The 17,227-nt window shown below is 62.6% G+C and carries 16 protein-coding genes and 2 pseudogenes; 13 read left to right on the forward strand and 5 right to left on the reverse strand.

Features of this window, described 5'->3' with window-relative positions:
* Nucleotides 1-34: 34 nt before the first annotated feature.
* Entirely contained in the window at nucleotides 35-967 is a 933-nt protein-coding gene (locus AC1RWI_RS21960) for an alpha/beta hydrolase (RefSeq protein WP_492868743.1), read from the reverse strand.
* Complete coding sequence (locus AC1RWI_RS21965; RefSeq protein WP_492868745.1) at nucleotides 964-1,938, reverse strand: enoyl-CoA hydratase/isomerase family protein; 975 nt, start codon at nucleotides 1,936-1,938, stop codon at nucleotides 964-966. The genes AC1RWI_RS21960 and AC1RWI_RS21965 overlap by 4 nt, the downstream gene beginning before the upstream one ends.
* Before the next feature lie 158 nt (nucleotides 1,939-2,096).
* Between AC1RWI_RS21965 and AC1RWI_RS21970 the strand changes: the two genes are divergently transcribed.
* The 13 genes and pseudogenes from AC1RWI_RS21970 to AC1RWI_RS22030 all read left to right on the forward strand — a co-directional run bounded on the left by AC1RWI_RS21970 (nucleotide 2,097) and on the right by AC1RWI_RS22030 (nucleotide 14,048).
* Nucleotides 2,097-2,813 (forward strand): TetR/AcrR family transcriptional regulator, encoded by a 717-nt coding sequence (locus tag AC1RWI_RS21970; protein ID WP_082055103.1) that lies wholly within the window; start codon nucleotides 2,097-2,099, stop codon nucleotides 2,811-2,813.
* Between the two features lie 66 nt (nucleotides 2,814-2,879).
* A complete protein-coding gene (locus tag AC1RWI_RS21975) occupies nucleotides 2,880-3,491 on the forward strand; it encodes a TetR/AcrR family transcriptional regulator (RefSeq protein WP_492868747.1) in 612 nt (203 codons plus the stop codon).
* A 150-nt stretch (nucleotides 3,492-3,641) separates the two neighbouring features.
* A pseudogene (locus AC1RWI_RS21980) lies at nucleotides 3,642-3,815 on the forward strand (SDR family NAD(P)-dependent oxidoreductase); the annotation flags it as partial.
* 95 nt (nucleotides 3,816-3,910) lie between these two features.
* Entirely contained in the window at nucleotides 3,911-4,375 is a 465-nt protein-coding gene (locus tag AC1RWI_RS21985; RefSeq protein WP_043354092.1) for a DUF2147 domain-containing protein, read from the forward strand.
* Nucleotides 4,376-4,383: 8 nt separating this feature from the next.
* The gene (locus AC1RWI_RS21990; RefSeq protein WP_492868749.1) at nucleotides 4,384-5,385 is read left to right on the forward strand and encodes an NADP-dependent oxidoreductase; all 1,002 of its coding nucleotides are present in this window, start codon (nucleotides 4,384-4,386) and stop codon (nucleotides 5,383-5,385) included.
* A gap of 247 nt (nucleotides 5,386-5,632) precedes the next feature.
* Nucleotides 5,633-6,322 carry a Crp/Fnr family transcriptional regulator gene (locus AC1RWI_RS21995; RefSeq protein WP_043354095.1) on the forward strand — a complete coding sequence of 230 codons (690 nt, stop codon included), beginning with the start codon at nucleotides 5,633-5,635 and terminating at the stop codon, nucleotides 6,320-6,322.
* A gap of 154 nt (nucleotides 6,323-6,476) precedes the next feature.
* Nucleotides 6,477-6,737: pseudogene (locus AC1RWI_RS22000) on the forward strand (HD family phosphohydrolase); the annotation flags it as partial.
* A gap of 101 nt (nucleotides 6,738-6,838) precedes the next feature.
* A complete protein-coding gene (locus AC1RWI_RS22005; protein ID WP_063778461.1) occupies nucleotides 6,839-8,218 on the forward strand; it encodes an MFS transporter in 1,380 nt (459 codons plus the stop codon).
* Between the two features lie 21 nt (nucleotides 8,219-8,239).
* Complete coding sequence (locus AC1RWI_RS22010) at nucleotides 8,240-9,376, forward strand: alpha/beta hydrolase (RefSeq protein WP_492868751.1); 1,137 nt, start codon at nucleotides 8,240-8,242, stop codon at nucleotides 9,374-9,376.
* Nucleotide 9,377: 1 nt separating this feature from the next.
* Nucleotides 9,378-11,057 (forward strand): fatty acid--CoA ligase, encoded by a 1,680-nt coding sequence (locus tag AC1RWI_RS22015; RefSeq protein WP_043354101.1) that lies wholly within the window; start codon nucleotides 9,378-9,380, stop codon nucleotides 11,055-11,057.
* A gap of 41 nt (nucleotides 11,058-11,098) precedes the next feature.
* Entirely contained in the window at nucleotides 11,099-11,857 is a 759-nt protein-coding gene (locus AC1RWI_RS22020) for a class II aldolase/adducin family protein (protein ID WP_201777400.1), read from the forward strand.
* A gap of 67 nt (nucleotides 11,858-11,924) precedes the next feature.
* Nucleotides 11,925-12,647 (forward strand): haloacid dehalogenase type II, encoded by a 723-nt coding sequence (locus AC1RWI_RS22025; protein WP_144409948.1) that lies wholly within the window; start codon nucleotides 11,925-11,927, stop codon nucleotides 12,645-12,647.
* 237 nt (nucleotides 12,648-12,884) lie between these two features.
* Nucleotides 12,885-14,048 carry a porin gene (locus AC1RWI_RS22030; protein WP_043354104.1) on the forward strand — a complete coding sequence of 388 codons (1,164 nt, stop codon included), beginning with the start codon at nucleotides 12,885-12,887 and terminating at the stop codon, nucleotides 14,046-14,048.
* A 499-nt stretch (nucleotides 14,049-14,547) separates the two neighbouring features.
* Here AC1RWI_RS22030 and AC1RWI_RS22035 read toward each other — a convergent pair whose 3' ends face one another.
* The 3 genes from AC1RWI_RS22035 to AC1RWI_RS22045 all read right to left on the reverse strand — a co-directional run bounded on the left by AC1RWI_RS22035 (nucleotide 14,548) and on the right by AC1RWI_RS22045 (nucleotide 17,156).
* Nucleotides 14,548-15,291 carry an SDR family NAD(P)-dependent oxidoreductase gene (locus tag AC1RWI_RS22035; RefSeq protein ID WP_492868754.1) on the reverse strand — a complete coding sequence of 248 codons (744 nt, stop codon included), beginning with the start codon at nucleotides 15,289-15,291 and terminating at the stop codon, nucleotides 14,548-14,550.
* Between the two features lie 84 nt (nucleotides 15,292-15,375).
* Nucleotides 15,376-16,239 (reverse strand): alpha/beta fold hydrolase, encoded by an 864-nt coding sequence (locus AC1RWI_RS22040; protein WP_043354108.1) that lies wholly within the window; start codon nucleotides 16,237-16,239, stop codon nucleotides 15,376-15,378.
* 128 nt (nucleotides 16,240-16,367) lie between these two features.
* Entirely contained in the window at nucleotides 16,368-17,156 is a 789-nt protein-coding gene (locus tag AC1RWI_RS22045) for an SDR family NAD(P)-dependent oxidoreductase (protein ID WP_492868756.1), read from the reverse strand.
* Nucleotides 17,157-17,227 lie beyond the last annotated feature (71 nt).

Here is a 17,227-nt window from a genome sequence, read left to right on the forward strand (position 1 = left end):
TAGGGAGTTGGTGGGAATGGACGCTCGAATCCGTTCAGCGGTCCCCGAGCAGGTGCCTGGTCAGGAAGCGTGTCTGGTCGGCCACCAACTGCTCGAAGGCGGCGCCCATGTAGAAGTCGAAGTGGCCGGCGTCGTAGCGCTTGATCTCACCCCGCGGCGCTCGGCGCGCGAGGGCGAGGGTCCTGCCGGGCGGTGTCACCGTATCGGTGTTGCTGACGCAGAAGAGGATCGGCACGGTCACGCGGGCGGCACAATGCCCTGGCCGGTAGGTGACAATCTCGGGAAGCACACGCGCCGCGACGTGGTTGACGAACTTCATCCCCGTCGGCATCAAAGCCATGTAGCCCGGCAACGCGTCATGGGCGTTCATCAGCGCCGGTTGGCCAGGTATCGCGGCGATGGGCACCATCACCGGGGCGCGCCCCATGAGTTTGGCCATGAAATCACGCAGGATCACTGGGGTAACCTTTAGCGTGCCCTTCAAGCCCAAGGCTGCAGCGGAGGCCAGGCCGTCCGTGAATGGGCACTGGCTGATTGCGGCAAGCAGCTCGGGGTGGCGGCTGGCCACGGTGATCGCATGGCCGCCTCCGAACGAACTACCCCAGACCGCGAGGCGGCGGCCGTCGACATCGGTGCGGCGCTTGACGAAAGCCAGCGCCGCGTCCCAGTCCGCTAGCTGCCGTTTCACAGACATCAATTGCCGAGGCTGACCGCCGCTGTCGCCGAAGTAGCGGTAGGTGAAGGCGAGGGTTGCGATGCCTGCTGCGGCGAAACGCTCCGAGAAGGCGTCGAGGCGCATCTCGCGGATGGCGCCCAGGCCATGGCCAAGGACAACGACCGGTGGGCGCTCGACACCGGTGGGCCGGTAGAGCCAGGCCGAGCAGTAGGACTCGCCAGAGTCGAAGCTGACGTCCTGACGGGTGAACGCGCCAGTAGTGGCGGTGCAGGATTGGGGCAGGGCGCTCATTGCTGTATTTCGCTGCGTTGTAGAGGGAATCGACCGTCGGCAAGCGCCTCGTCGTAGATCGCGGGGGCGTACAGTGGCAGGTCGCCGTCGTGTGCCGTGCGATCGAGGTAGCCGACCATCAGTGATTGCGCCGTGGCGGACGGTGCAATCGTGATGAACTCGGTCCGCTCCAGATGAAGGCCCTCGTCGAGCGTCATTGACCCGCCAAGGTAGACCGCGCGCTTGATGGCAGCGATGGAGTCGCGGGGGCGCGAACCGAGGTATCCGGCCAGTTCAAGAGCGCGCTCCAGCAAGGCGTCGGCAGGCACAACCTCGTCGATCAGGCCGATTTCGAGCGCCTTGGCGGGCGGCACCGGCCGCCCCTCAAGCATCATCATGAGCGCGCGATGGGAGCCGACAAGGCGTGTGAGCCTCTGTGTGCCGCCCCCGCCGGGAAGAATGCCAAGGAGTACTTCAGGCTGACCGATGAAAAAGTCTCCGTCCGCCATCAGGCGCATATCGCAGGCTTGTGCGAGTTCGCTGCCCAAGCCCAGTGCGGATCCGTTCAGCGCCGCGATGAAGAGCACGCCGCAGCGGTTCATGCGCAAGAACGTGTCGTGCAACTGGTCCAGTTCCATCCCGCCCTCCAGCGGCGTGACCGATGCCGCCGCTGCCAATGGGGGCATGCCGCGGACCGTCTTTGCCACCCGGGCGATAGCCGAAGCGGCCCCACGCCCTACCTTCGGAATGCTCTTGCCGCCCTCCTGCAACCAACGCACATCCGCATGTCCAATGAAGCGCCCGGGATGCGTGCCGGTGAGTACCACCGCGCTGACCGCCGCATCGGACTCCACCTTGTCCACCAACGCCGCCAGATCTCTGGCCATGTTGAGCCCCATCAGCCCCTGCGGTCCACCCTCCAAACGCGCGATCAGAACGGCGCCGCGGGTTTCTACATCGAGGTGGCCGGGCATCGCCGGTGTCTTTTTCATCTCTGGTTCCTTTCTGCTTTCTGTGTAGGCGTGGAGCGCGTGTGCACTGAGCAACTCGTCAGGTCCGACTGTGTTTGCAACGCCACTCACACGGGCGCAGGTCACTAAATAACAGTGTTATTTGTGGTAGCATAACGTTGTTATTAAGGGCTTGCAATATGACCACTGATAGGACTTTCCCTGATGCGCGCACCCGCCTCGTCGAGGCAGCGATTCGTCTGCTCACGACGAATGGCCCTTCCGAAGTCAAGGCCCGTTCGGTTTCAAGTGAAGCAGGACTGTCAACAATGGGGGTCTACACGTACTTTGGCGGCGTGCCTGAATTGCTGCAGGCCGTTGCGGATGAAGGATTTGAACGGCAGGCTGCGATCTTCAAGCAGGTTGCAAACACAGACGATCCCATGGTCGATCTATGTGCGATGGCTCTCGCGTGCCGTGACTTCGCGAGAAGCAACCCGCACCTGTACGACCTGATGTTCGGTCTTTCGATCCACGGCAGGTATAGCCCCTCGCGAGGCACGCCGGAGTCGGAGTCGAGAGGGCGCTCGGCATCGTTTACCGCGTCCTACGCGTATCTGCATTGGGAGTGCACCCGCCTGGTGGAAGGCGGCATCGTGCGCAAGATCGATCCCGATCGGATTGCGGCCCAGCTATGGAGCGCCTTGCACGGATTCATCATGCTCGAACTCGGCGGTCACTTCGCGGCCATCGACGATCCATCTGCTGAAATCCTGGTGCCGATGTGCGTCAACGTCGTCGTCGGGCTTGGGGCGGATCGCAAGCGTGCCGAGACTTCGGCTGCCAATGCAACAGCCGGATGGGGAGGTTCGCCGAGCGCTGAGCCCGATGGCAAGCGAACGAGGAAGGCCGGTTGAGGGAACGCTGGCTAGGCAGTTGTCGTCTGCGGGAAAACCGCGGCACACGCATCGCGCAAATTTGATATGATACACATCATGCGAAATATGAAAATCAACGCTAGAAGCGCTGCCAAGGAAGCGTCGCACGAACGCATTGTGGCCGCGGCTGCCAGGGCGATCCGACGCAGTGGCTATGACGGCGCTGGCGTCGCCGACATCATGAAGGACGCCGGGCTGACGCATGGGGCGTTTTATGCTCATTTTCCCTCGCGCGAAGCCATGCTGGCAGAAGCTGCGGATCGAGCGTGTGCAGAGTCCGCGGCCGTCGCGCAAGACGTTGTTGCGAATGCGACCCCCAAGACGGCCTTGGAATCCATGTGTCGAGCCTATCTGTCCAAGGAACACCTCGAACTTGTCGAGATGGGATGTCCCTTGGCCGCGCTAGGCTCGGAAACGCCGCGGCAGGCGCCCGAAGTGCGCCGTGCGACGACTCGCCACATCAAGGCGATGACGGACCTAGTCGCCCGACAATCTCCCGATTGGGGACAACCCGATGCGCACGAACAAGCACTCGTGACCGTCGCTACCATGGTCGGTGCCTTGGTGCTGGCTCGTGCAGTCGACGAGCCAGCGCTGTCCGATCGCCTGCTCGAAGCCGCGCTGAAACGCCTGCTCGCCCCGGCATCAAAAATCTGAACTCTCGCCAATGCAACCATCTCGCTCGCTAATTCATATGATATTCATCATGCGAAATAACGATGGCGCTCGTATTGGCGTGCCGCGTCGAATCACCCTCAACGCGCATCCCGGACGATCCCGAACTCCACGCTCTGACGGAGAAACTTCATGAACATGCGGGGCAAGATTGCCCTCGTTACAGGGGCCTCCTCAGGCATCGGCCAAGCCACCGCGGAGCGGCTCGCGAAGGCGGGCTACAAGGTGTATGGGACCAGTAGACGCGCCGACACAACCAGTCAGCGATCGTTCGAGCTGCTGTCTCTCGACGTAGCTAGGGACGAACACCCAGTCAACCAATCTGTGAGAAAGGAATGCCCATGTCATCACGCATCGCCAGGCGGCCACGCGCTGGCCAGGCAACGTTAACCGTTGAGGCCATGGCAACGCTCCGTTTGAAACAAGCGGCCGGCGTCGCTCTGATTCTCGCCGCGGCGCTCGCGGCGGCGCCGGTGCGGGCCGGCGACGCGTCGCCCGCCGGCCTGTGGAAGAATGTTGACGACGCCAGCGGCAAGCCGCGCGCGCTGATCCGCATCACTGAATCGAATGGAACGCTTCAGGGCAAGATAGAAAAGGTGTTTCCCGCCCCGAGCGAGGACCCGAATCCGAAGTGCGAGAAATGCGAGGGCGCAAACAAGAATGCGCCGGTCATCGGCCTGGTCATCCTGAGTGGCCTGAAGAAGGAGGGCGAAGAGTATGTCGGCGGTCAGATACTTGATCCCGACAACGGCAAGGTCTATCGCAGCAAGGTCCGCCTGGCCGACGATGGCAAGACGCTCAGCGTGCGCGGCTACATTGGCGTGCCAATGCTGGGCCGCTCGCAGACCTGGGGGCGTCAGGAATGAGAGCGACCATGAATGCATTTCTTCTCGATCGGTACGGGAAACAGCGCGTGTTGCGTCGCGCGGAGGTACCGAGCCCGATGCTGGGTGAGGATGAGGTCATGGTCCAGGTCCATGCGGCAGGTGTGAATTTGCTGGATTCCAAGATCAGGGACGGCGAGTTCAAGCTGATCCTTCCCTATCGCTTGCCCCTTGTCCTGGGCCACGACGTCGCCGGCGTCGTAGTCGAGGTCGGTTCTCGCGTCCGGCAGTTCAAGCCGGGCGACGAGGTCTATGCCCGGCCTGATGATTTCCGCATTGGCACCTTCGCCGAGTACATCGCGGTCAAGGAAGCGTCTTTGGCGATCAAGCCCAAAGCACTGAGCATGGAAGAAGCCGCATCGATCCCCCTGGTGGGGCTGACGGCATGGCAAGCGTTGATCGAGAAGGCCAATCTGAAGAAAGGACAGAAGGTATTCATCCAGGCGGGTTCCGGTGGCGTAGGCACATTTGCGATCCAGTTGGCCAAGCATGTTGGCGCCACTGTAGCCACCACCACGAGCAGCGCCAACACCAACCTGGTAAGAGGTCTCGGGGCAGACGTCGTCATCGATTACAAGAGCGACGATTTCGAGAAAGTACTGCAGGGCTACGATGTTGTCCTCCACAGCCAAGACGCAACGGCGCTGGAGAAATCCCTGCGCGTCCTTAAGCCCGGCGGAACACTCATCTCGATCTCCGGACCTCCTGATCCCACTTTCGCACGTGGAATCGGAGCGCCGTGGTTCGTGAGATCGGCTGTTCGTCTCCTGAGTTACGGAGTCCGGAAGCGGGCGATAGGTCGTGACCTGAAATATTCATTCCTTTTCATGAAGGCCAGCGGGCACCAGTTGAGCGAGATCACTTCACTGATTGATGGCGGCGCAATACGGCCGGTATTGGATCGGGTTTTTTCATTTGATTCGACCAACGAGGCCATGGCCTATGTCGAGAAAGGCCGAGCCAAGGGAAAGGTCGTCGTCCGGGTCAGGTAGGCGCGATCACCCGTTGGTTCATTTCGGACTCTGCTCCACTGCATGTATGACCAGCCGTGGGGCAGAAACCGCATGCCGCCATCCCACGCCCAAGGGCTGATGCGATCCTTCATCGTGCAGTGTCAACCAAGCGACCAGACGTGCCCTGCCTCCAGCTTGATATGAATGGAAGCCATGCCCTCGCCGTACTGGAGGAGGCGATGCGCAGGCCGGGCGGCTCGCCCCCCCGGTAACAGAGCATCCTCAAATGTCGACGCCATACAAAGAACTCCTGGACATCTTTGGCGACCCGTGGTTCGAGTCGCTTGAACCGGCATCGCAAGAGGTATTGCTAACGCAAGGGCGCCCGTTTCGTGTCAGAAGCGGTGAGTTCGTCGTGCGCAAGGGGGATCCGGCGAACGGATTCTTCGGCGTTGTGAGCGGCGCTCTCGCTGCCTCCTCGGTCCTTGAAGACGGGCGGCAAATGATTTTCGGCTTGCTCGAGCCGGGGGATTGGTGCGGCGAGGCGTCGTCGCTCGACGGATTGCCCCGCACGCACGACATCCATGCCGTGCGCAATGCCGAAGTGCTGCACATCGCGCCGCCACTGTTCGAGCAATTGATGCTGAATGTCCGGTTCGCACGGGCGATCGCGGTCCTGCAGACGGCGCGCACCCGAACCATGTTCAGTTTCTTCGAGGATGCGGCGCTGCGTAGCACACGTGCTCGTGTCGTGAGGCGACTGCTCAGGCTGGCGCGTGGCGACGCTCCGGCGTTGCCCCGTTCCAGGCGGGTGATTCCCATCACACAGGAGACCCTCGCGATGATGCTGGGCCTCACCCGCCAGACTTTGTCCCTGGAGCTCAAGGCCCTGGCCGCGACGGGAGCACTGTCGCTGTCATACGGACGCATCGTCATCGAGTCGGAGCAGACGCTGAACTCGCTCAGCGAGGCCTGATCAGGGCGCCGCGAGCGACTTGCCCTAGGACTTACCCGTGGAATGTCAGCTGCATTGCATTCGCGCGTGCAAGCCCATCCCTACCATGTGCAATCCTTCATCGCATTGGTTGACACCTATGACTGAGCGCGCAACATTTCGCAGATTCCAAGAAAGCACGGCCCAGGATTGGATGGCGATCCAGGGGCACTACTTCTTCCATCATCTTGGCATGGATCGCGACATGCGCGAGCAGTTCGCCGGGCATCCGAACTACGACCGCACGGCGGAGTTCTGCGAGCTGTATGACAGCCCGGCCTTCGACCCGATGGCCGAGACGTTGCTGCTTGCGGAGTTCGAGCCAATGGTGCGCCGCCTGTTCAAGCATCCCGTCAACAGCATCTACAAGAAAGCGGCCGCGATGGCCGAGACCTGACGGGGCCTTGCGGACTGGCCCGCTCGGCCCTAGCCATCCCACGGCACGGCCCTGATGACCGATACGGCCCTTAAATATAAGAAGAATGTTGGAGACCCACGATGAACCGAACGGCAAAGCCCGCCCTGGCAGGTCCTATGGACCATGTGCATGAACTACGCAGGGAGAAGATGTACCGGAAGATCACGTGGCGGCTGGTTCCGCTGCTCTTCCTGGCCTACGTCATCTCGTATATCGATCGGATCAACGTCGGCTATGCCAAGCTGCAGATGAGCTCGGACCTGCACCTGACCGATTCCATCTACGGGCTCGGCGCGGGCATCTTCTTCGTCGGGTATGCGTTGTTTGAGGTGCCCAGCAACATCTTCCTGATGAAGATCGGCGCGCGCCTGACGATCATGCGCATCATGCTGTGCTGGGGCCTGATCTCCGCGGCGACGATGTTTGTCACTACGCCCTCGCAGTTTTACATTGCACGCTTCCTGCTGGGGGCGTTCGAGGCTGGCTTCTTCCCGGGCATTGTGCTCTACCTGACCTTCTGGTTCCCGGCTGCGCGCCGCGCGCGCATCATCGCCTTGCTCATGAGCGCGACGGTGGTAGGCGGCCTCTTTGCGGGCCCGCTGTCAGGCTGGATCCTGCAGAACCTCGACGGATGGCACGGGCTTCGCGGCTGGCAATGGATGTTCCTGCTGGAAGGCTTGCCCTCTGCCTTTCTAGGTTTCGTTGTCTACGCCTGCCTGTCCAACTCGCCTGAAGAGGCCAAGTGGCTGTCGGAGGACGAGAAGCGAATGATCCGCGTCGAACTGCCCACGCAAGCTGCCCCTCACGCCTCGACGCCGGCGCTGGAGGCCGCGGGTGCCGCACTGCGCGACCCCAAGGTCTACCTGCTGTCTTTCCTGTACTTCGCGGCCGTTTGCGGCGGCACCACCCTGAGTTTCTGGATGCCTACGATGATCCAGAGCTTGGGCGCAAAGAGCATGCAGATCATTGGACTGATCTCCGCCGTGCCTTACGCATTCGCGGCCCTAGCCATGATCCTGTACGGCCGCCACTCGGACAAGCGAGCCGAGCGTCGCTGGCACTACGCCGTGGCGGTCGCCATCGGCGGGGTGGGGCTGGCGCTCACAAGCTGGACCGGCGCCTACATGTGGCTGTCGGTCGCGTTGATCGCGATTGCGATTGCCGGCTCGGTGTCGGCGCTCCCGGTCTTCTGGGCGGTCGCGACCGCCCAGCTGTCCCCGCAATCGACTGCTGCAGGCATCGCGATCATCACCAGCTTAGGCAACCTGGCCGGACTTGCGTGCCCGTACGTGCTAGGGGTGATCAAGCAATCCACCGGCAGCCTGACCGGCGGCCTGTTCCTGATCGCCGGCGTCATGCTGGCCGGCGCCTTCGTGATGATCGGCAGCGGGTCGATTCGCCCCCGCGCTGATCATCGATCGCTTCCGGCCGGGAAGATGCCGGATGCCTCCGCGCGCTGAACAATGACCCAGGACCCATCGATGATGACCTTGCCGCTCGAGCCCGGCGTGCGCGCGTGCTATTCCGACAACGGCAATGGCCTTCGCATGCATTGGCTGGAGGCGGGCGACCCGCGCCCCGAGACGCCGATGATCGTGTTGCTGCATGGCTTCCCCGAGCTGGCGTTCAGCTGGCGGCATCAGCTGAACGCGTTGGCGCAAGCGGGATTTTACGTGGTCGCGCCCGACCAGCGCGGCTATGGCCGCACGACGGGCTGGATTGCCGAAGCCGACACGGACCTTGGCACTTTCCGAATGGACAACCTGGTGCGAGACGTACTGGGCCTTGTCCAGGCGCTTGGAAGGACGTCGGTCCACGCCGTGGTGGGCCATGACTTCGGCGCGCACGTCGCCGCCTGGTGCGCGCTGATCCGCCCCGACGTCTTCCGTTCACTGGCGATGTTGGCCACGCCTTTCACCGGGCCGCCGCCGTTCCGGCTCGGCGCACCTGATGCTCCGGACCTTCGTTCCAGGCAACTGGCGGAAGCCGTCGCGGGCCTGTCGGCCCTCGAGCGCCCGCGCAAGCACTACCAACTCTATTACTCCGGCCCGGACGCCAATGCCGAGATGCACGCCGCCCGCCAGGGTTTGCATGAATTCTTGCGGGGCTATTACTACCTGAAGAGTGCGCAGGGCGCCGACGAGCGGCCCGAGCCCTTGCCCGACCTGACCGCGCAATCCTTGGCCCGGCTGCCGACCTACTACGTGATGGACGCCGACGTGGGGATGTCCGAAACCGTCGCCCGCAGCCTTGCACAACGCGAGCTGCGGCCGAGCCCGTGGCTGTCGGATGAAGCGCTTTGCGTGTATAGCCAGGAATTCGGCCGCACGGGTTTCCAGGGCGGCCTGTTGTGGTACCGGGCCGCCACCAGCCGTGAGCTTCAGCAGGGGCTGCAGCTCTATGCCGGGTTGACCATCGACGTGCCCAGCTGCTTCATCGCCGGTGAGCAGGACTGGGGCGTCCACATGCTGCCGGGCGCGCTCGACGCGATGCACCGCGATGCCTGTTCCCGCTTGGTCTCATCCCGGTTCATCGCCGATGCCGGCCATTGGGTGCAACAAGAAAAACCCGAGGCGGTGAATGCCGCGCTCCTCGATTTTCTCAATAGAGGCTGTTGATATGCAATCTGCAACCGTGGAATCGGGTACCACATCTGACGCCTTTGGGCGGAACTCGTTGCTGATCAAGCAACTGCTGGAAGCCGGGCTGACCCGAAACCCCTCACAGGAGGTTGTGTACGGCGACGCCGTGCGCTTCGATTACGCCGAACTGAGCCGGCGCATCGGGCGCCTGGCGGCCGGCCTGGCGTCGTTGGGTGCGGGGCCCGGCAACACCATCGCGGTCATGGACTGGGACACGCATCGCTACCTGGAGTGCTTCTTCGCGGTCCCGATGGCGGGCATGGTGCTGCATACGGTCAACGTCCGGCTCTCAGCCGAGCAACTGCTTTACACCATCAACCATGCGCAGGACGACTTCATCCTTGTCAATGCGGAGTTTCTGCCGATGCTCGAGGAGATCTGGGACCGCGTGGTCCCAGGAAAACAGTTGGTCCTGATGACAGATGAGGCCCAACCGCCTGCGACCCGGCTTCCCATCGCCGCCGAGTACGAGGCGCTGCTCGCTCGCTCGAACGCGGTGACCAAATGGCCCGATTTGGACGAGTCGACACGTGCCACCACGTTCTACACAACCGGCACCACCGGGTTGCCCAAGGCTGTCCACTTCAGTCATCGGCAACTCGTGCTCCATACCCTGGCCAGCCGTTCCGCATTAGCTGGGCCGGGCGCGGGTCGCTTCAACCATGACGACGTCTACATGCCGGTGACGCCCATGTTCCACGTTCACGCCTGGGGACTGCCCTACGTCGCCACGATGATGGGCGTCAAGCAGGTGTACCCCGGGCGATACATTGCGGACCGTCTGCTCACCTTGTTCGAGCGCGAGAAGGTCACCTTCTCTCACTGCGTGCCGACGATCCTGCAGATGATGCTGGACGCTGCGGCCGCGAGAGGTCAGCGCCTCGACGGCTGGACCGTCGTCATCGGCGGGGCGGCGCTCGCGCAGTCTCTGGCCAAAGCCGCAATGACAATCGGGATTGATGTTTTTGCCGGCTACGGCATGTCGGAAACCGGGCCCATCCTCACTCTGGCACAACCCCGATCGGCACGGTCCGAGGTACCCACTGACCAGGAGATTGAAGCCCGCTGCCATGCGGGCTGGGCCATCCCATTCGTCCAGTTGCGTATCGTCGACGAAGCAATGAACGACCTGCCGCCGGACGGCCGCTCGCCCGGTGAACTCGTGGCGCGATCGCCTTGGCTCACGCAGTCCTACATTGGTGATGAACAAGCGAGCCAGGCGCTGTGGGGCGGTGGCTGGCTGCACACAGGGGACATCGCCGTCATGCATGCAGATGGCTGCGTCCGCATCGTGGACCGATTGAAGGACGTGATCAAGACCGGTGGCGAATGGGTCTCGTCGCTGCAGCTTGAGGACATTCTCCTCAAGCATCCGCAGATCCAGGAAGCCGCCGTCATCGGTATTCCCGACCCCCGCTGGAGCGAGCGTCCTGCTGCAGTGATCGTGCCAAAGCCTGGCGCGGCCCTTGATGCTGACGCCGTGCGTGCATATGTCAAGCAGTTCGCGGACGCGGGCGCGATCTCGAAGTTCGCGATCCCGCAAGAGGTGATGTTTGCCGACAGCCTGCCCAAGACCAGCGTGGGCAAGCTGGACAAGAAGCTGATGCGGTCACGCCACGCGCAGCGGTCGCAGCCGCAGACCTCGGGCACCGTGTAGGTCAGAAATTGGCGCAGCCCCCCCATTATTTAAAGGAGTCAATCGTGTATATCCCATCTCTCAAAGAAGTCGTCAGCGCTGAAGAATGGCAACTGCGTTGCGACCTGGCTGCCTGCTATCGCCTGGTGGCGCTGCACGGCTGGACCGACCTGGTGTTCACGCACATCAGTGCGCGCCTGCCGGGTGACGGTCATGACTTTTTGATCAACCCCTACGGCCTGCTGTTCGACGAGATCACGGCGTCATCGCTCCTGCGCGTCGACGCATCGGGCAACCAGCTCACCGAGTCGCCGTTCACGGTGAACCGCGCCGGCTTCGTCATCCACAGCGCCATCCATGCCGCACGGCCGGACGTGCAGTGTGTGTTGCACACGCATACGCGTGCCGGTGTCGGCGTCAGCGCGCAGCAGGCAGGGCTGCTGCCCATCTCGCAGCAGTCGATGGTGATCCAGGGTTCGCTGGCGTACCACGACTATGAAGGTATTGCGCTGCGTGACGCGGAGAAGCCGCGACTGCAATCGGACTTGGGCAAGGCCAACTACCTGATGCTGCGCAATCATGGCCTGCTCACGGTAGGTGCGACGATCGCGGACGCGTTCCTGGCGATGTACATCTTCGAGAGCGCCTGCCAGATTCAGATCGCGGCACAGGCGGGCGGGCCATTGACCATGGTCGATGAGTCCATCCAGGCGACCGCGCAGGCCGATGCGCGCGCGCAGACCGGCGGCATTGGCGGCCGTTTCGTGTGGCCGGCCCTGTTGCGCAAGCTTGAGCGTACCAACCCCGGGTACGACGCCTGATTGGTTCGATGGTTGCGCGAGTGGCCCTGTGCCTTCTCCTGCAAGCGTGGGGCTTGAAACAAACAAGATGATGGAACACATGAATCCTCAATTGGCTGCCGGCACCAAAGTGCTTGCCTTCGATGTATTCGGAACAGTCGTCGATTGGTACAAGAGCGTCATGCAAGAGCTCGGTGCGATGAACCTCGACGTGGACCGCAACAAGTTCACGCTGGCCTGGAGAGCAGGCTACATGCCGGCTATCCAGAAGGTCATGTCCGGCGAACTTGGCTGGACTTCGATTGACGACCTGCACAGGATGGTCCTGGATGAACTCCTGGAAACGTTTCAGGTGCTGCACTTGACGGAGGCGGAGAAACGCAACCTGAACAAGGCCTGGCATCGATTGGAGGCGTGGCCGGATGCGGTGGAAGGCCTTACCAGATTGAAGTCGCGATACACGATCTGCACCATGTCGAACGGCAATATCGGATTGCTGGCCAATATGTCGAAGAGTGCATCTCTACCGTGGGACTGCATTCTTTCGGCAGAGGTCTTTCGCAAGTACAAGCCCGACCCGGCGACTTACCTGGGAGTCGCTCAGGTGTTCGATATCGCTCCAGGCGAAGTCATGATGGTGGCGGCTCATCAGGATGACTTGGCACATGCGCGCGCATGCGGACTGCAAACCGCTTACATCGAGAGGCCGCTGGAATACGGTCCTTTCCAGCACAAGGACGTCTCTCCCAATGCGGACAACACGCTTCACGCCAGGAATCTGGTGGAACTTGCTGTTGCGCTGGGCTGTTGATCGAAGGCCTGGGAACAATTCGGGCAGCACCGCGACAACCCGCCTTCGGGCATTGATCGCCCAGGCGGGTACGGATCCGCGCATCCCCCCAACCCTGCATCGTGGGGACGATGCAGGGATCACGTACGCGCTGCTTGGCTAGTCATCGACACATTGCACGCTGGTTCAGCGATTCCAATCAGAGAACGAATCTGGTTCCATCAGTAGTAACAAGAAGAGAAACGGAGAGAGACACCAATGACCCTCAGGAAAATCGCCTTTGCAGCACTGCTGGCTTGTCCGCCGGCTGCATTCGCGCAGTTGTCCGTCACGCTCTATGGCGTCGCGGACGTCAACGTCGAGTACGCCAATCACGTTGCCGCATTGCCCACGGCAAGCAACGGCTTTAATTCCGGTTCCGGGAACAACGTTGTCCGCATGGATTCCGGTGGTTTGTCAGGTTCGCGCTGGGGCCTACGCGGTACGGAGGACCTTGGCCAGGGACTTCGAGCGCTTTTCGTGCTGGAGAGCGGCTTCGGTCTTGATACCGGCACCCTGCAACAAGGCGGCCGATTGTTCGGGCGGCAGGCATTTGTGGGCGTGCAAGATGCGCGCTTCGGTCAGATCACCCTTGGCCGCCAGTACACCTCGGTGTTTGACGCACTCGCCAACTTCGTGCCAGGAGTCTACTCGACCCAGTATGAGCCCACTGTGTTGCAGCAGGGCGCCAACTACCGCGAGGACAATACCGTCAAGTACACGGGCAAGCTCGGTCCTGTTACAGCGCTCGCTCACTGGTCGTTCGGTGCCGGGGTGGCACTGCCGGCCGCGGCGGGTGTGGCGGTGCCAATCGGCGGCAACGGCGAAGTCCCGGGCCAGTTCCGGCGTGACACCGCGTATGGCGCCGCGCTGGTCTATGGAGCGGGCCCGCTCGGCTTGACTGCTGGCTACGATCAGTGGAATCCGACCATCGGCACCGGCAGCGGCACCGCCAAGAAGGCTGTGATCGCCGCAAGCTACACCTATGGGCCGGCGAAGGTGATGGGCGGCTATCGCTGGGGTCAGACCAAGAATGCGACCGACGTCCTGATCCAGCGTGATGACTACTACTGGATCGGCGGCACCTATCGAGTGACGCCAGCGGTTGGCCTGACGCTCGAGTACAGCTACGACAACCTCAAGAGCCTGTTCGGCAATGCGAACGTGGCCAACCCGTGGCAGATCGCCTTCATTTCGACCTACTCGTTCTCCAAGCGTACCGATGTCTATCTGAGCACGGCATACGCGAAGCACGCCGGTCTGATGATGGAATCAGTGGCGACGACTTTCGCCACCAGCCTCTCCGTGGGCAACAGCTATGCGCTGGGCAATGGCCAGACCTCAATGGTGGGTGTTGCCCTGGGCGTTCGCCATCAGTTCTGAGGGCGCGGGGACACCGGCAAGGAGCAGGTGGTGAAAGTCCACTACGATGAGGTTATGGCGAACCACATCGGCCCCGAGCCGGGCGCACGCCACCGTGCGCGTCGTAGGCGAACGTGAGGGCCAGCCTGGACTGGGGGCGCCCACCGGCTGCTGGCTGAACCAGCGCATGCCGATCAGGTTGGCCACGGGCATTGAGCAGGCTGGCAGGGAGATACAGGTACGGCGCTTTCGGCCGCAAGGTGCGCCGGTAGAGCAATAGGGACCAGAGATGGCGGCGTTGATCAAAGCCCTACTCGAGCTCCGAGCTCCGAGCCTCGCACCGGTCGCGCTACCTCCAGGGGCATCCTGTTGGCAGGACGAAACGCTGATCCCTCGTCGTTGACAGGGCGGAGGGGGGAACGTTTTAAAGCCACCAGAATTGCAAGTTGAGCCGGATCGCAAAACCCATGCTGTCAATGGGCATCGATTCCTGAGCCGGCGGCGGCTTGATTCGGTGTGGTTACCAGTTTTCCTTGAACGGTCTCAGGTCGAGTTCCTGCGTCCACGCCGATTTGGGCTGGCGGTGCAACATCCAGTAGTTTTCGGCAATGGCATCATACTCAAGGAGTCCTTCCGGACCGAGGTGCTCGATCATTTGTGGATAGGCGCCCTGAAGCCGATCTCCCAGGATGCCGCCATCAATGACGATATGCGCGACGTGAATTCCCCTGGGCCCGTATTCGCGGGCCATGCTTTGCGCGATCATTCGAAGTCCCGCCTTGGCGGTGGCGAAGTGCGCAAAGCCGGGCTTGCCGCGCAGACTGCCTGAGGCGCCAGTGAAGATGACTGTGCCACGGCCCAGCGGGACCAGTCGCCGTGCGGCCTCGCGACCGACGAGGAAGCCCGAATAGCAGCCAACGCGCCAGAAGTCTTCGAACTGTGCCGCGGTTAGTTTCGTGAAATCGATCAGGGCGTTGTTGCCAGCGTTGGACACGATGACATCGGCAGGCTCGCGGCCCGGCCCTGGGTTCATCGCCCGGTCGAAAGCGGCGATCACCTGCGCTTCATCGGTCACGTCGGTCCGAATCGCTTCGGCACTGCCGATTCCAGACGCGGTAATCTGCGCAACCACCTCCTCAATTTTGGACAGTGTGCGTCCGGTCGCGATGACGTGATAGCCCTCGCGCGCGAAGCGCCTGCACACGGCGCCGCCGACTCCGCGGACCGATCCCACGCCGAACACGATTGCGGTTGGCTGATTCATGTCATTGTCTCCAATCAGTTAGTGTGGATGCCGATACTGGCGTCATCGCGCAGGCATGCCCCGGCGGCGGCCAGCATGAATCGGTCATTCATTCAAGAAGGAAAGGGCCTTTGATACGAAGTCGGCCTGATTCTGGAAAATTCCACCATGCCCGGCGTCTTCGTAAATGACCAGTTGTGCGTCCGGAATGCGGCGCGCCATGTCGGTACTGTTCACGGTGGGCACCATGATGTCGTTGTCGCCGTTAGCGATCAGGACCGGGATCCGGATGTTGCCGAGATCCTGCGGTGCTTGCCGGCCCCAGGCCTTGATCGCCTTCAACTGCCGCAGGAAGGCGACCGGTGTCGGGTCTTTGTCCCGGTTTCGCTTGCGTTCCTTCAGTCGATCCAGGAAGGCCTTCGCGGCTTGGCGACCATTCGCCGTGGACGTGAAGAACAGGTAGTACTTGGGATCCCTCCGCGTCAGCAGGCCCTTGATGATCAATGGCCAGGAGACCGCGCCGACCTTGTCGATGCCTTGGCCACCCGCCGGGCCCGTACCGGTCAGAAGGAGCTTGCGCACCAAGCCGGGCGCTTTCAGCACCATGTCCTGCGCCACGAATCCGCCGAGGGAAAAGCCGAGCAGATCCACCGTCTCGAAACCCAGTGCGTGGATCAGGGCGATGGCATCGCGTGCCATTTCATCGATGGTCACGGGCGCCGTTCCGCCCGACGCGCCGATTCCCCGGTAGTCGGTGGCAATGACGCGATGCCTGCCGGCAAGGCCATCGACGATCCGCGGATCGAAATTGTCCAGTACCGCGCCCCAATGATTGAGAAGAATCAGTGGCACTCCACTGCGAGGCCCCAGGTCGCGGTAGGCAAAGGCGGTGCCCCCGACGTCGATCAATAGGTTCGCGGCGTTGGCGTAGGTCGTGCCCGATCGAACGTGTTTGTCGGAATGGGTCATTGTTGACTCCGCGTCCCCGTATGGAACCGGAAATCTGGGGATGTGAGGGAGAAGGCCCGCCGTCAAATACGATGGGGCGCCCACGCGTTCATTCGACCATTGTGCGCCGTAGGTTTCTGGAGGGCGCTTTACGAGGCCGTGCGATACCGCTCTGCGGCGTGCGCCTGCCTGATGTCCGGAAGCAGGCCTTGCCGCGCGGCCTCCAGGGCGTCCCAGCGTGAGGCGTTATGCAGGGGCGGGATGGTCACGAGTTCACGGCGATCGAAGCCGACCAGCGCGGCATCGACCAGCTCGTCCACTTCCATCACTCCGGACAGGGTATTGAGGTCGATACCCGCGCGCTCCCAGATCTCCGTGCGGGTGGCCGCCGGTAGCACGGCCTGGATGTAGACGCCCTTGGGTGTCAGCTCCAGGCTCAGCCCCTGTGAGAGGTACAGCACGAAGGCCTTGGTCGCCCCATAGACCGACATGCCGAACTCCGGCGCCAGGCCGACGACCGAGCCGATGTTGACGATGGCGCCTTCGCCAACCTGTGCCAGGCGCGGGGCGATGGCGGCCGCCAGCCGGGCCAGCGCAGTCGTGTTGAGCGTGACCAGCCGGTCAATGCTGTCGGCGGTCTGCTCGATGAAGCCGCCGGACTGGGCGACCCCGGCATTGTTGATGAGGATGCCAATCCTGGCGTCGTCACGCAGGCGCTTCTCGACCGCGGTCAGGTCGTCGGGGCGGGTGAGGTCGGCCTGGAGGACATCAACGGCGACGCCGGTTTCCTCGCGCAGGCGGGCCGCGAGGGTATCCAGCCGCACCTTGTCGCGCGCCACCAGCACGAGATCTTGGCCGCGGCGCGCGAAGCGCTCGGCGTAGGTGGCACCGATGCCGGTGGATGCACCGGTAATGAGGACAGTCGAACGGGTTGTCATGTGCTTGTTCTGTGGCGAAACGTGAACAGGCCGCGATGGCGCGGCATGTTGGCCGGTGCCGCATTGCGGTG

The organism is Cupriavidus sp. MPR-AND1C, assembly GCF_058809705.1.

Excerpts from the sequence above, each read along its gene's own strand:
- AC1RWI_RS22010 (WP_492868751.1), top strand. The coding sequence starts at position 8,240 with ATGATGACCTTGCCGCTCGAGCCCGGCGTGCGCGCGTGCTATTCCGAC.
- AC1RWI_RS22025 (WP_144409948.1), top strand. The coding sequence starts at position 11,925 with ATGATGGAACACATGAATCCTCAATTGGCTGCCGGCACCAAAGTGCTT.
- AC1RWI_RS21965 (WP_492868745.1), bottom strand. The coding sequence starts at position 1,938 with ATGAAAAAGACACCGGCGATGCCCGGCCACCTCGATGTAGAAACCCGC.
- AC1RWI_RS21990 (WP_492868749.1), top strand. The coding sequence starts at position 4,384 with ATGAATGCATTTCTTCTCGATCGGTACGGGAAACAGCGCGTGTTGCGT.
- AC1RWI_RS22040 (WP_043354108.1), bottom strand. The coding sequence starts at position 16,239 with ATGACCCATTCCGACAAACACGTTCGATCGGGCACGACCTACGCCAAC.
- AC1RWI_RS22015 (WP_043354101.1), top strand. The coding sequence starts at position 9,378 with ATGCAATCTGCAACCGTGGAATCGGGTACCACATCTGACGCCTTTGGG.
- AC1RWI_RS22035 (WP_492868754.1), bottom strand. The coding sequence starts at position 15,291 with ATGAATCAGCCAACCGCAATCGTGTTCGGCGTGGGATCGGTCCGCGGA.
- AC1RWI_RS22005 (WP_063778461.1), top strand. The coding sequence starts at position 6,839 with ATGAACCGAACGGCAAAGCCCGCCCTGGCAGGTCCTATGGACCATGTG.
- AC1RWI_RS22045 (WP_492868756.1), bottom strand. The coding sequence starts at position 17,156 with ATGACAACCCGTTCGACTGTCCTCATTACCGGTGCATCCACCGGCATC.
- AC1RWI_RS21970 (WP_082055103.1), top strand. The coding sequence starts at position 2,097 with ATGACCACTGATAGGACTTTCCCTGATGCGCGCACCCGCCTCGTCGAG.
- AC1RWI_RS22030 (WP_043354104.1), top strand. The coding sequence starts at position 12,885 with ATGACCCTCAGGAAAATCGCCTTTGCAGCACTGCTGGCTTGTCCGCCG.
- AC1RWI_RS21985 (WP_043354092.1), top strand. The coding sequence starts at position 3,911 with ATGGCAACGCTCCGTTTGAAACAAGCGGCCGGCGTCGCTCTGATTCTC.
- AC1RWI_RS21960 (WP_492868743.1), bottom strand. The coding sequence starts at position 967 with ATGAGCGCCCTGCCCCAATCCTGCACCGCCACTACTGGCGCGTTCACC.
- AC1RWI_RS21995 (WP_043354095.1), top strand. The coding sequence starts at position 5,633 with ATGTCGACGCCATACAAAGAACTCCTGGACATCTTTGGCGACCCGTGG.
- AC1RWI_RS21975 (WP_492868747.1), top strand. The coding sequence starts at position 2,880 with ATGATACACATCATGCGAAATATGAAAATCAACGCTAGAAGCGCTGCC.